The sequence below is a fragment of the Corynebacterium sp. UMB0012 genome (assembly GCF_030216265.1).
In the GTDB taxonomy this organism is placed as follows: Bacteria; Actinomycetota; Actinomycetes; order Mycobacteriales; family Mycobacteriaceae; genus Corynebacterium.
In genome coordinates, this window is record NZ_JASOKQ010000003.1 from 139,677 (window position 1) to 151,040 (window position 11,364).

Here is an 11,364-nt window from a genome sequence, read left to right on the forward strand (position 1 = left end):
CAACGCCCTGGCAAGGGTTGCTATTCGACGCCGAAGATATCTCCCGGCTGGCAGTCCAGCGCCGCACACAGCGCCGCGAGAGTGCTAAAGCGTACGGCTTTGGCGCGATTATTCTTCAGTACGGAGAGGTTAACTGGGGTGATGCCTACTTCTTTAGCGAGCGCCGCTCCGGTTATGCCGCGCTCTTCCATTATTCGGTCGAGGTGGCAGACTACCTGGGGCCCTTGTGGCTCAGACAAGTCCTTCGACCTCCTCTTCTAGCTTGCAGCCGCGCTTGATGGCGGCTGAGAAGAGTTGTAGGGCGCAGGCAAAGAGGTAAAGCAGCGCGAGCTCGCCAAATGACGTTCCGCTCTGGCTGGACCACCAGTCGATCCCTAGCTGTGAAGAGGCCCAGTTGTTGCCCATACCTTCGAGCGGGAAGCGTCCGATAAACCAGATTAGGATTCCGATGGTCATTCCATTGAGGAAGCGAATATTTTTCGTAGTGAAGACCTGCCCGCGAAGCATGGGCTTGACCAGACGGTAGGTAAAGAACGCGATGATCAAGATAGCCGCAATTTTAACGACGAGCGCTGCGGTGAGCATCCAGAATGGTCCGCCGTCGAGGTTGTGTTTGCTTAGGCCTTCTGGGATGGCTGCGCTCAGTGCGGTGGAAAAGCGTCCGGTGGCAAGGTCGCGCAGATAGGTGGGGCCCAGGATGACGATGGTAAAGAGGCTGATGGTGGCCGCTGTGTTAATTTCGCGGCGCTCGGCCTTGGAGGTGGGTTGTGGGGTGGTCATGACAATCCTTTCCGCCGATTGTTTATCGACTCTCGATGTTGTCGTAATTCGATAATATCGATTACCGATAAGTGGCGCAAGGGTATGGCCCGATTGATACTGTCAATAACTATGAGCGAAGAAATGAATCCCGTCTCGCCACGCCTGGTGACCTCGCGCTATATTCACCACCTGAGCTGGATGATTGTCCTCGCCGCGGCCGCTGGTGCGGCAGGTTTCTGGTGGACCCCGTGGTTCTACTGGGCGGCCGGGCTTTTCGTCGCCCTTTTCTTCTGGCTGCTCTGGCTCATCCCCGCCCAGGTGCGCAACATGGGCTGGCTCGAAACCGACGATGAGCTGCTTATCACTCGCGGCAAGCTCTGGCATTCCTTTACCGTGGTGCCTTACGGTCGTATCCAATTCGTCGACGTGACCTCCGGGCCCATCGACCGCGCCCTCGGGCTGAAAAAGCTGCAGCTCCACACGGCCTCGGTCAGCACGGACGCCACCATCAAGGGCCTAGAAGCCCCGCTTGCCGACGCCCTCCGCACCCGCCTTGCCCACCAAGCCCGCGAACGGATGAGCGGCCTATGAGCGACCAGTCCAGCACCCAACCAAGCTTCCGCCGCGTCCATCGTCTCACCCCGCTGCTGCGCCTATGGTCAGTGATCCTGGCTCTCATCGCGGCCTTCGCTCTCAACGTCAACCTGGAGGCCCTGCGCGATATCTTCGCCTTCATCACTGGCGAGCACCGCGGTGAGGCCCTGCGCGATACCGCCCTTGCGCTCGCCGGGTTCGTCGCGGTCTGCGCGGTCGTGTGGCTCGCCTCTGGCCTGTGGTGGCGCCGCATGGGCTACCAGCTCGGCGGGGACGAGCTCTCCCTGCGCCGCGGACTCTTTTCCACCCAATTACGCACCGCGCGCTATGACCGCACCCAGGCCGTCGACGTCGTCGAACCCGTCATCGCACGCCTTTTCCGGCTAGCGGCCGTGCGCGTGGAAACCGCCGGCGGCCAATCATCCGTCATCGAAATCGCCTACCTCAAAAAGGCCGACGCCGAAGCCCTGCGCGAGGATATCCTCGCCCGCGTTCACGGCGCTCCCACACCGGCCGCCACCGACACTGACATCGACGCAACCGCCGTCGACGCGACCGGCGCCCACACACCCGCCGAACCGGCCGAAGAACCGACCCTCGTGCCCGAAATCCCGATCGCGCGCTCCCTTATGGCAGCCGCGCTGCGCGCCTCCACGCTTTTCCTCGTCGGCTTCCTCATCGTCGTCGTGGTCACCCGGCTACCGCTGTCGACCGCGCTGCCTATCCTCGTCGGCGCGATACCCAACGCATGGAACGTGCTCGATTCTTCCTGGCGCTACACCGCCCGCACCGACGGCGAGGTCCTCAACATCACCTACGGTCTGGCAGACTGCCGCCGCCAAAGCATCCGCCTCGACCGTATCCACGCCGTGCAAATTACCCAGCCCTTCCTCTGGCGGCCGCTGGGCTGGTACGAGGTGAGGGTTTCGGTGGCGGGGTATGGGGCGTCGGCAAGCGGCAAGGCTTCTGGCTCCACCCGCATCCTGCCAGTGGGCACCCTCGCCCAAGCTCGGCAATTCCTCCCGGCCGACGCCGCCCCCACCTACGCCTCGCCGGCCCGCGCCAAGTGGGTCTCCCCGCTGGACTACCGCCAGCAAACCGTCGCGCTCACCGGCGACTACGTCATCGTGCGCAACGGCCGGCTCAACCGCCGCGTCAAGGCCATCCACACCTCCCATATCCAGGAGCTAACCTACCGCCGCGGGCCGATTTCCCAAGCGCTCGGCCTAGCCACCGTCGGCCTCGACCTCGTCCAAGGGCCCGTGCGCATGGATGCGCGCAACCTCACGCTTGCCGACGCCACCGCACTCCTTGCCCGCCTGCGCTCCCGCCAACTGCCAGGGCTTAAACCGCCCCGTTAAATCCCAGCTGGCGCCACGCCTCGAATACGGCTGTCGACGCCGAATTCGACAGGTTCATCGAGCGCCTGGCCGGCACCATCGGAATACGCACGCGGTCAGTCACGCGCGGATGGTTAATATGCTCCTCCGGCAGGCCAGTCGGCTCCGTGCCGAAGAGCAAGACATCGCCCTCCTGGTATTCGATATCCGTAAACCACTTATCCGTATGCGTGGTAAACGCGAAGACGCGCGCCCCCGGCAGCGCGTCCATGCAGGCCTGAAAATCCTTGTGAATCTGCACATCGGCCAGATCGTGATAATCCAGTCCGGCGCGCTTTAAGTGCTTATCGTCGAAATTAAAGCCCAGCGGCTCAATCAGGTGCAGGCTCGCGCCTGTTACCGCGGCCGTGCGGATGGCGTTGCCCGTATTAGTAGGAATGACCGGGTTATCAAAGACAATGTGCAGCTGGCTCATGCCTTCAGTCTAGGATGGTGGCTATGAGCGCTACCAAACTAGATGGCACACTGTACCGCGACGAGATTTTCGCCGACCTCGCCCAGCGCGTGGCCGCGCTGAAGGACAAGGGCATTACGCCCGGCCTCGCCACCGTCCTGGTCGGCGAAGACCCCGGCTCCCAGTCCTATGTGAAGATGAAGCACCGCGACTGCGAAAAACTCGGCATCAACTCCATCCGCAAGGACTTGCCTGCCGATATCACGCAGGAAGAACTCGAGGCCGTCATCGATGAGCTCAACGCCGATGACGCCTGCACCGGCTACATCGTCCAGCTCCCGCTGCCGAAGCACCTGGATGAAAACGCCATCCTCGAGCGCATCGACCCCGAAAAGGATGCCGACGGCCTGCACCCCGTCAACCTGGGCAAGCTCGTGCTCAACGAGGATGCACCCCTGCCCTGCACCCCGAACGGCTGCCTGCACCTGCTGCGCCGCTTCGGCGTTGAACTTGACGGCGCCAAAACCGTGGTCATCGGCCGCGGCGTGACCGTGGGTCGCCCTATTGGCCTGATGCTTACCCGCCGCAGCGAGAACTCCACCGTCACCCTGTGCCACACCGGCACCAAGGACCTGGCCGCCGAGACCCGCGAGGCCGATATCGTCATCGCCGCCGCCGGCCAGCCCCACATGCTCACCGCGGACATGATTAAGGAAGGCGCCGCGCTTCTCGACGTCGGAGTCTCCCGCGTCGACGGCAAGCTCACCGGCGACATCCACCCAGACTGCTGGGACAAGGCCGGATTCGTCTCGCCGAACCCGGGCGGCGTCGGCCCGCTGACCCGTGCCTTCTTGGTGCGCAATATCGTCGAGCGCGCGGAAAAGTTGGCGTGAATCTAGACAACCCGCACGACGCCGGCCTCGCGCCCTCCCCGCTGCCGCCCGCCGCGCAGTGGGCGGCTATCGGCATCTTCGTGGCCGGCGTGGTCGTCTCCGGCGGTTACGCAGTTTTCGAGTACTGGCGCCGGGCCACGTTCCTCCTCGGCCTCTCCCTGCTGTGGCTCACCGTGGTCCGGCTTACCTGCGATTCCAGCCGCGTCGGCGTGCTGGCGGTGCGCTCGCGCCGCTTCGACGCCTGCTTTACCGGCCTGCTCGGCGCCGTGATGGCTTTTCTGGCCTTCTCCGTGGACTCGCTCGGCAGCTAGTTATCCACAGGTTTTTGTAGAGCCATCACCCATCTCGGCCCTAAATGGTGTAGTTCGGGCGGTTATCCACAGGCCAGCGCCCGCCACCGCGCGCTGGGTTGCGCGGCCCACTTAGGCTCAGGGCCATGATTTCGACCTACCTGACAGCCGTGAACTCCCCGATGGTGCTCATCGAGGAGTGTGCTGGGCTGTCGGTAGAAGAGCTCGTCGATAAGGGCTTTAGCGATCGCGAGGCCGCCGAGTTCGCCCGCCTTGCCGATACCTACTTCGGCCGCACCTCCTTTCGCGCCAAGCAGCGCACCGCCCGCCGCACCACGCTGCCGCTCGACGCGCTAAAAATCATCGAGCACTACGCCCAGAAGATGAAAACCCAGCGTGCGGCCTGGGCGCTGCGCGAGGAACTCTGCGCCCTGCGCGTTGCTACCAGCGAGATTGAAAAGCGCGCCCGCCGCCTGGTGCGCGAAGAGCGTACCACCAAGCGCTCTGAGGGCGTGCGCCTAACCCGCCGCCGCGACGACCTGTGGACGCTGACCATTACCGCCGAGTCCGAACTGGTGGCAGAGATTAATAACCATGTCTCCACCGTCGCCGATGCTCGCCGCGTCTTTTCCCAGGGTGCCGCCGCCTCCACAATCACCACCAATGTGGTGCTTACCCTCAATGAGATGGTCAAAGTTACCCACGGCGAGGACGTCACTCTACAGCTGACCAATGGCGCGCAAATCTCCGGTGCGGACCTTGCCCGCCGCGCGCTTGCCGACGTCGGACTTGTCACCCTCATCCACCCCGTCACCGGCCCCGTAAACCTCTATCAATCGCGGCGCCGGGCTACATGGAAGCAACGCCAGATGGCGATGGCGGAAAATCCTGTATGTCCGTGGCCCGACTGCCATACGCCGGCGGATGAATGCCAAGTCCACCACCTCACCCCGTGGCTGCTCGGCGGGGACACGAATCCCGAGAACCTCACCATGGCCTGCAAGTATCACAACGGGGTCAATGATGATGACCCCAATGCGCCGCCGCGCCGCGGTCGGCTCGAGCGCCGCCCCAGCGAAGGTATCGTCTGGCGCCCGCCCTGGGCTAAACCGCCCGAAGATCGTTAAGCCGCGTCCCGCCTCTGCTCGCCCCGTCAATCCATAGTCCCAGCGCAGTGTGCCGCACCGCTTAGCACTAGTGCGCGCTGCGCAGCTTCGGCGATCTCAGATGCAGCGAGACTTTAAATCGAGTACTCGGTGGGATCGCCCGCCGCAGAATCGATGCTCGGGTCCGGTTGGGAAAGGGTGAGGAAGTTTCGCAAGATGCGATCCATCTGGCGTGATTCGGTAAGAAAAGCGTCGTGGCCTACCGGGGAGACAACCTTCGCCATCGCCAGCAGGTTGCCGAGGTTGCGCGAGATGTGTTCCTGCTGGTGATACGGGTACAAGATATCCGTGTCCACGCCGACGACCATGGTTGGCACCTCCGATGAGCCCAGCGCGCGGTTGAGGCCGCCGCGGCCGCGGCCGATATCGTGGCGGTTGAGCGCCTCGGTGAGGGTGACGTAGGAGCCGGCGTCAAAGCGATCGGCCAGCTTGATGCCCTGATAGTCCAGGTAGGAGTTGACGGCAAAGCGCTCATTGCGGCGGCGGTAGGGCCCGAGCGGGTTCTCGCCGGCCTGGGCTTGGACGCCGAAGCGCTCGTCGATTTCTTGCTCGCCGCGATACGTCAGGTGTGCAATGCGACGCGCGGCCGCCAGCCCCTCGCGCGGGCGCTGGGCGGAGGCGTAGTAATCGCCGCCGTGCCAGAAGGAATCCTGCTCGATGGCCGCGATTTGCGCCGACTGGATGCCAATCTGCCAGGCGGAAGCGCGGGCCGATACGGCAATGACGCAAGCCGCATCAACGGCCTCGGGGTGCATCAGTGTCCATTCCAGCGTGCGTGCGCCACCCATCGAGCCGCCAATGATGGCGTGGACGTGGGTAATGCCGAGCTCGCGGAGCGCGGCGCGCTCGGCCGCAACGAGGTCGCGCACCGAAAGCGCGGGGAAGCGCGAGCCCCAGGCGCGGCCGTCGTCTGGGTGCGGGGAGGCGGGGCCGGTGGAGCCGCCGCAGCCGCCCAGTGCGTTGGTGGCGATAATGCACCACTTCGTCGTATCTAGCGCCTTGCCGGGGCCGACCAGATCGGCCCACCACTCGGCCACATTCGAGTCACCGGTCAGGGCGTGTTCAACCACAATGACATTATTGCGGCCGTGGGGATCGCCAAGGAGGTGGCCGAAGCGGTGGTAGGCAATGTGGGCGTCGGCAAGCGTGGCGCCGGCTTCGGTGTGAAAGTCGCCGATGCTAACTAGCTTCATGCCAGTGCGTTAAAGCCTAGCTCGAGGTCCGCGATGATGTCATCGATGTGCTCGATGCCCACGGATAGGCGGATGGTGGACTGGGTGATGCCGGCCGCGGCAAGCGCAGACTCGTCGGACTGGGAGTGCGTGGTGGTTGCCGGGTGCACGGCCAGGGAGCGGGTATCGCCGATATTGGCGAGGTTGGAGTGGAGCTTGAGGGCGTCGATAAACGCCCAGGCTTCCTCGCGGCCGCCGTCGATGTCGAAAGAGAGCACGGAGCCGGTGTAGGCGTAGCCGAGCTTTTCCTTGGTGGCCTTATACGGCGAGGAATCCAGGCCGGCGTAGTTGACCTTGGTGACCTTGGCGTGGCCTTCCAGGTACTCGGCAACGGCCTGGGCATTGGCATTGTGCTTTTCGACGCGCAGCCCCACCGTCTCGATTCCATTCAGCGTCAGCCAGGCGTTGAAGGGGGAGATGGCGGCGCCGGTATCGCGCAGCAGGCCGGCGCGGGCCTTGAGCGCGAAGGCTGGGGCTCCGAGATCGGCGTACTTCAGGCCGTGGTAGGCCTCATCCGGGGTGACGAAGTAGGGGAATACGGGCTCGCCGTTGCGGGTGACGGTCCAGTCGAAGGAGCCGCCGTCGATAATCGCGCCGCCGATGGCCGAGCCATTTCCGGTGTAGAACTTGGTGGTGGACACCACGACGATGTCCGCGCCGAGGTCCAGCGGCCGGGCGAGGGCGGCGGTGGCGATGGTGTTATCCACGATGAGCGGGACCTGGTTGTTGTGGGCGACCTCGGCTATGGCCGGGATATCGAGGACATCGGCCACGGGGTTGCCAAAGGTCTCGCCGTAGAAGGCCTTGGTATTTGGCTGGACGGCGTCCTGCCAGGACTGCGGGTCGTCCGGGTCCTCGACGAGGGTGACGTCGATGCCTAGGCGCTTGAGCGTGACGGTAAAGAGGGTGGAGGTGCCGCCGTAGAGGCGCGGGGAGGTCACGATGTGGTCGCCGGCCGAGGCGAGGTTCAAAATGGCCGCGGTTTCGGCAGCTTGTCCCGAAGCGAAGGCGACGGCCGCGACGCCGCCCTCGAGGGAAGCGAGGCGCTCTTCCAGCGCGTCCTGGGTGGGGTTGGTCAGGCGGGTGTAGATGGGGCCGGCGTCGGAAAGATTGAAGCGGTTGGCCGCGTGCTCGGCGTCGTTAAAGACGTAGGAGGTGGTCTGGTAAATCGGCACGTTGCGGGCATTGTGGTGCCCATCGAGGTTTTGGCCCGCGTGTACGGAGCGGGTAGCGAAGGACCAGTCGGAATTGGAGTTATCGTATTTCGTCGTCATGCTTGGCAAGACTAGACCAAGCGGTATGTCTTGCGAGCGGGTTTAGTGAAACCTGCTGGCAGGAGCGAGAATAAAAATAGACTAAGCGGTCAGTCTCGAGTTTTATGTGGGCGTCGGAAGGCGCACGGCGGGGCTTTCGCGGCAGCGCACGTGGCCTCGTGGCTAAGAGTTTCTACGGGTGGTGATTTTGTTCCTCGAGCTGATCGGCAATGCGGCGGGTGTTTGCACGAGTTTCGTTGCTATTGCGCACGAGCTTGACCACGATGGCGATGATTCCGGCGAGGATGAGGAAAGGAATGAGTATGAGTAGAAATTCAAGCGGGCCGAGGGACATTTATCACCTTTCTTTTATGGTCTTTGGGGCTACGGTATCACTCGCCTAATGCGGCCGCGACCGCGGTGAGGCTCGTGCGCAGCTCGGAGTCGCTGAGGTGGCCGAAGCCGAGGACGACGCCGTCTTCGGCGTCGGCGCCGCCCCAATAATCGCGCAGTGGGGTGAGTTTGATGCCGTGGGCGGCGGCGCGGGGGACCACGGCTGGATCGCACAGCAGAACCGCGTGGAGACCACCGTGGATGGGCAGGAGCTGGGCGCCATCGACGGAGCCCAGCGTTTCGGCTACCAGGTTGCGGCGGCGTTTATAGGTGCGGCGCATGCGGCCGGTGTGGCGTCGTAAAGCGCCGCTGGCAAGGTAGTGGGCGAGCGCCGCCTGGGGGATGGCGCCGACGGGTTGGCCGAAGACCTCGCGCACGCGGTCAACGGCCGAGCGCAGGCGCGGCGGGACGACGAGGTAGCCGCAGGCAATGGAGGGGGAGATGACCGAGGAGAAGGTGCCCAGCAGCACGGTGTGTTCCGGGGCGAGCGCGGCCAGGGCGGGCAGTGGCTGACCGACGTAGCGCAGTTCGGAATCAAAGTCATCCTCGATGAGGAGGGCGTCGTGTGCGCGGGCCCATTCGACGAGTTCGGCGCGCCGGGCTGCAGGAAGCGAGCCGCCGTAGGGGTATTGGTGGCTGGGGGTGACGATGAGGGCGTCGAGATCGGCCGTGGGGACGGTGACGCCATCGGGGTCGGTGGGGATTTCCACCAACGTATGGCCGAGCGCGCGGGGCACACGGCGCAGGCTGGGGTAGCCGGGGGATTCTGCGCCCACGCGCAGCTGGCGGCCGAGAGCGCGCAGGAGTACGGAGAGGCCGTCGCGGGCGCCGGCCGTGATGAGGATGCAGGCTGGGTCGACGTTAAGCCCGCGCATGTGGCGCAGGTGCGCGGCGACCTCGCGGGGCAGATCGCCGGAGGGGTCGACAGCCGCGGCGCGCCACGCGGCTCTCCATTCAGGGGTGAGGATTCCGGCGGTGTCGGGCAGGCCGGGGGTCAGTGACACCAGCTCGGGCTCAGTGGCCGGTGCGGGGGCCGGCTCCGGCCGTGGGGCACGCGCGTGGGGGAGGCGCGGGTTGATGACGGTGCCCGACCCGACCTCCGCGGTGAGGTAGCCCTCGGCCGTGAGTTGCTCGTAGGCGGTGACCACGCTGCCTCGGGAAACGGCGAGCTGCGAAGCCAAGTGGCGGGTCGAGGGAACGCGCTCGCCGGGCAGGAGGACGCCGGCGGCAACCTGGGTGCGGAGGGCGGCGGCGATTTGCACGGGCAGCGGCCGCGTATCAGAGGGATCGAGGCGAAGAGGCACGAGCCCATCATAAGTGGTCTAATTCAACACGCTGAAAATGGCTCTTGTCTTGTACCACTTGTGTGGGCCACTATGGCACCTATGACTGAACAGGTAAATGAACAAGGACGCGCTACCACGCGCGTGAAGCGAGGACTGGCCGATATGTTGAAGGGCGGCGTCATCATGGACGTCGTCACCCCGGAGCAGGCGCGCATCGCGGAGGACGCGGGCGCATCGGCCGTGATGGCGCTGGAGCGCGTGCCGGCCGATATCCGTGCGCAGGGCGGCGTGGCCCGCATGTCTGACCCGGAGCTTATCGAGGGCATCGTCGAGGCCGTCGACATCCCCGTCATGGCCAAGGCCCGTATCGGCCACTTTGTAGAGGCGCAGATCCTGGGCGAGCTGGGCGTAGACTTCATCGACGAGTCCGAAGTGCTCAGCCCGGCCGATTACGTCAACCACATCAATAAGTGGGACTTCGATGTGCCGTTCGTGTGCGGCGCGACCAACCTGGGCGAGGCCCTGCGCCGCATCACCGAGGGCGCGGCCATGATTCGCTCCAAGGGCGAGGCCGGCACGGGCGATGTCTCCGAGGCCGTGAAGCACCTGCGCACCATTAAGGCCGAGATTGCCCGCCTGCGCCACCTGGATCGCGATGAACTCTACGTCGCAGCCAAGGAGCTGCAGGCGCCGTACGACTTGGTCGCCGAGGTTGCGGAGACCGGCAAGCTCCCAGTCGTGCTCTTCGTTGCCGGTGGTGTGGCCACGCCTGCCGACGCCGCCCTTGTCCGCCAGATGGGCGCCGAAGGCGTCTTCGTTGGCTCCGGCATCTTCAAGTCTGGAAACCCGGCAGCGCGCGCGGAAGCCATCGTGAAGGCCGCCACGCTTTACGACGACCCCGCCGAACTCGCCAAGCTTTCCCGCGGCCTGGGCGAGGCCATGGTGGGCATCAACGTCAACGACGTTCCTGCACCGCACCGCCTGGCTGAGCGCGGATGGTAGCTACCGTCGGGGTACTGGCGCTGCAAGGCGGCGTCGAGGAGCACCTGCGCATTCTGGACCGGCTCGGTGTGGCTACGCGCCGGGTGCGGGTGCCGCGCGACGTGGACGGGCTCGACGGGCTGGTGATTCCGGGCGGCGAGTCGAGCGTCATCGACAAGCTGGCGCGTAGCTTCGGGCTGGTCGAGCCACTTCGCGATGCCGCGGCTGCAGGCCTGTCGGTGCTCGCGACCTGCGCGGGGCTCATCTACTGCGCCCGCGAGCTCGATAACCCCGCGCCGGGGCAGCAAACCCTGGGGCTGCTGGATGCGACCGTGCGCCGCAATGCCTTCGGTAACCAGCGCTTCTCCGAAGAACGCATCGTGCCAGTCGCGATGGGGGAGGACAAGCTCGACATTGAGGCGAGCTTCATCCGCGCCCCACTGGTTACTCGCGTGGGCGACGGCGTCGAAATCATCGCGACGGTGCCGGGCGAGAACGGCGACGCGGTGGTCGGCGTGCGCCAAGGCCGCGTGACGGCGCTGAGCTTCCACCCAGAAGAAAATGGCGATGCTCGCGTGCACGCCACCTGGCTCGAAAGCTTCTAAGTACGCAGATACACCAAAGCCGCCCCGCAGCGAAGCAATGAACTGCTCCCCATTAGTTGGACTGAGAAATCAGTTGCCAACAACTAGTGGGGAGCATTTTCTTTGAGAGCACGTA

14 protein-coding genes are annotated in these 11,364 nt (G+C 64.8%); 7 read left to right on the forward strand and 7 right to left on the reverse strand.

Translation table 11 applies throughout. The features are described 5' to 3' along the window. Positions 1–20 precede the first annotated feature (20 nt). Both QP324_RS02760 and QP324_RS02765 read right to left on the reverse strand, forming a co-directional pair. Complete coding sequence (locus QP324_RS02760) at positions 21–239, reverse strand: helix-turn-helix transcriptional regulator (protein ID WP_040424873.1); 219 nt, start codon at positions 237–239, stop codon at positions 21–23. Then, positions 232–780: a hypothetical protein gene (locus tag QP324_RS02765; protein WP_284814338.1), complete on the reverse strand. Its 549-nt coding sequence runs from the start codon at positions 778–780 to the stop codon at positions 232–234. The genes QP324_RS02760 and QP324_RS02765 overlap by 8 nt, the downstream gene beginning before the upstream one ends. 111 nt (positions 781–891) lie before the next feature. On the opposite strand from QP324_RS02765, the gene QP324_RS02770 reads away from it, so the two are divergent. Beyond that, the gene (locus tag QP324_RS02770) at positions 892–1,353 is read left to right on the forward strand and encodes a PH domain-containing protein (RefSeq protein WP_284814340.1); all 462 of its coding nucleotides are present in this window, start codon (positions 892–894) and stop codon (positions 1,351–1,353) included. Beyond that, positions 1,350–2,717, forward strand: coding sequence for a PH domain-containing protein (locus tag QP324_RS02775; RefSeq protein WP_284814342.1), 1,368 nt, complete (start codon positions 1,350–1,352; stop codon positions 2,715–2,717). The genes QP324_RS02770 and QP324_RS02775 overlap by 4 nt, the downstream gene beginning before the upstream one ends. On the opposite strand, the gene QP324_RS02780 is transcribed toward QP324_RS02775, so the two are convergent. Further along, complete coding sequence (locus tag QP324_RS02780) at positions 2,701–3,171, reverse strand: tRNA (cytidine(34)-2'-O)-methyltransferase (protein WP_005322648.1); 471 nt, start codon at positions 3,169–3,171, stop codon at positions 2,701–2,703. The two genes, QP324_RS02775 and QP324_RS02780, sit on opposite strands and share 17 nt — an antisense overlap. A gap of 23 nt (positions 3,172–3,194) precedes the next feature. Here QP324_RS02780 and QP324_RS02785 point away from each other — a divergent pair, with 23 nt between their 5' ends. The 3 genes from QP324_RS02785 (at position 3,195) to QP324_RS02795 (ending at position 5,460) form a co-directional block, all read left to right on the forward strand. Beyond that, on the forward strand, positions 3,195–4,043 hold the full coding sequence (locus QP324_RS02785) for a bifunctional methylenetetrahydrofolate dehydrogenase/methenyltetrahydrofolate cyclohydrolase (RefSeq protein WP_150850691.1): 849 nt from the start codon (positions 3,195–3,197) through the stop codon (positions 4,041–4,043). Further along, positions 4,040–4,354: a DUF3017 domain-containing protein gene (locus QP324_RS02790; protein ID WP_225745922.1), complete on the forward strand. Its 315-nt coding sequence runs from the start codon at positions 4,040–4,042 to the stop codon at positions 4,352–4,354. Before QP324_RS02785 ends, QP324_RS02790 begins: the two co-directional genes overlap by 4 nt. Before the next feature lie 125 nt (positions 4,355–4,479). Then, the gene (locus tag QP324_RS02795) at positions 4,480–5,460 is read left to right on the forward strand and encodes an HNH endonuclease signature motif containing protein (protein WP_284814344.1); all 981 of its coding nucleotides are present in this window, start codon (positions 4,480–4,482) and stop codon (positions 5,458–5,460) included. Positions 5,461–5,573: 113 nt separating this feature from the next. Here the strand turns inward: QP324_RS02795 and QP324_RS02800 are convergent, their stop codons facing one another. From QP324_RS02800 to QP324_RS02815, 4 genes are all read right to left on the reverse strand, one after another. Beyond that, the gene (locus QP324_RS02800) at positions 5,574–6,692 is read right to left on the reverse strand and encodes a homoserine O-acetyltransferase (RefSeq protein ID WP_284814346.1); all 1,119 of its coding nucleotides are present in this window, start codon (positions 6,690–6,692) and stop codon (positions 5,574–5,576) included. After that, positions 6,689–8,005, reverse strand: a complete 1,317-nt coding sequence (locus tag QP324_RS02805; protein WP_239278053.1) for an O-acetylhomoserine/O-acetylserine sulfhydrylase — start codon at positions 8,003–8,005, stop codon at positions 6,689–6,691. Before QP324_RS02805 ends, QP324_RS02800 begins: the two co-directional genes overlap by 4 nt. 172 nt (positions 8,006–8,177) lie before the next feature. After that, positions 8,178–8,339, reverse strand: coding sequence for a hypothetical protein (locus QP324_RS02810; RefSeq protein WP_239278052.1), 162 nt, complete (start codon positions 8,337–8,339; stop codon positions 8,178–8,180). A 37-nt stretch (positions 8,340–8,376) separates the two neighbouring features. Continuing rightward, positions 8,377–9,681: a PLP-dependent aminotransferase family protein gene (locus QP324_RS02815; protein WP_284814348.1), complete on the reverse strand. Its 1,305-nt coding sequence runs from the start codon at positions 9,679–9,681 to the stop codon at positions 8,377–8,379. Between the two features lie 81 nt (positions 9,682–9,762). On the opposite strand from QP324_RS02815, the gene pdxS reads away from it, so the two are divergent. After that, positions 9,763–10,665 carry a pyridoxal 5'-phosphate synthase lyase subunit PdxS gene (pdxS, locus tag QP324_RS02820; RefSeq protein WP_040424867.1) on the forward strand — a complete coding sequence of 301 codons (903 nt, stop codon included), beginning with the start codon at positions 9,763–9,765 and terminating at the stop codon, positions 10,663–10,665. Then, positions 10,659–11,249 (forward strand): pyridoxal 5'-phosphate synthase glutaminase subunit PdxT, encoded by a 591-nt coding sequence (pdxT, locus tag QP324_RS02825; protein WP_198492571.1) that lies wholly within the window; start codon positions 10,659–10,661, stop codon positions 11,247–11,249. Before pdxS ends, pdxT begins: the two co-directional genes overlap by 7 nt. Positions 11,250–11,364 lie beyond the last annotated feature (115 nt).

What these genes read in the sequence shown, in the direction of transcription:
- QP324_RS02765 (WP_284814338.1), bottom strand. Translation starts at nt 780, where the DNA reads ATGACCACCCCACAACCCACCTCCAAGGCCGAGCGCCGCGAAATTAAC.
- QP324_RS02770 (WP_284814340.1), top strand. Translation starts at nt 892, where the DNA reads ATGAGCGAAGAAATGAATCCCGTCTCGCCACGCCTGGTGACCTCGCGC.
- QP324_RS02775 (WP_284814342.1), top strand. Translation starts at nt 1,350, where the DNA reads ATGAGCGACCAGTCCAGCACCCAACCAAGCTTCCGCCGCGTCCATCGT.
- QP324_RS02780 (WP_005322648.1), bottom strand. Translation starts at nt 3,171, where the DNA reads ATGAGCCAGCTGCACATTGTCTTTGATAACCCGGTCATTCCTACTAAT.
- QP324_RS02785 (WP_150850691.1), top strand. Translation starts at nt 3,195, where the DNA reads ATGAGCGCTACCAAACTAGATGGCACACTGTACCGCGACGAGATTTTC.
- QP324_RS02795 (WP_284814344.1), top strand. Translation starts at nt 4,480, where the DNA reads ATGATTTCGACCTACCTGACAGCCGTGAACTCCCCGATGGTGCTCATC.
- QP324_RS02800 (WP_284814346.1), bottom strand. Translation starts at nt 6,692, where the DNA reads ATGAAGCTAGTTAGCATCGGCGACTTTCACACCGAAGCCGGCGCCACG.
- QP324_RS02805 (WP_239278053.1), bottom strand. Translation starts at nt 8,005, where the DNA reads ATGACGACGAAATACGATAACTCCAATTCCGACTGGTCCTTCGCTACC.
- QP324_RS02810 (WP_239278052.1), bottom strand. Translation starts at nt 8,339, where the DNA reads ATGTCCCTCGGCCCGCTTGAATTTCTACTCATACTCATTCCTTTCCTC.
- pdxS (WP_040424867.1), top strand. Translation starts at nt 9,763, where the DNA reads ATGACTGAACAGGTAAATGAACAAGGACGCGCTACCACGCGCGTGAAG.
- pdxT (WP_198492571.1), top strand. Translation starts at nt 10,659, where the DNA reads ATGGTAGCTACCGTCGGGGTACTGGCGCTGCAAGGCGGCGTCGAGGAG.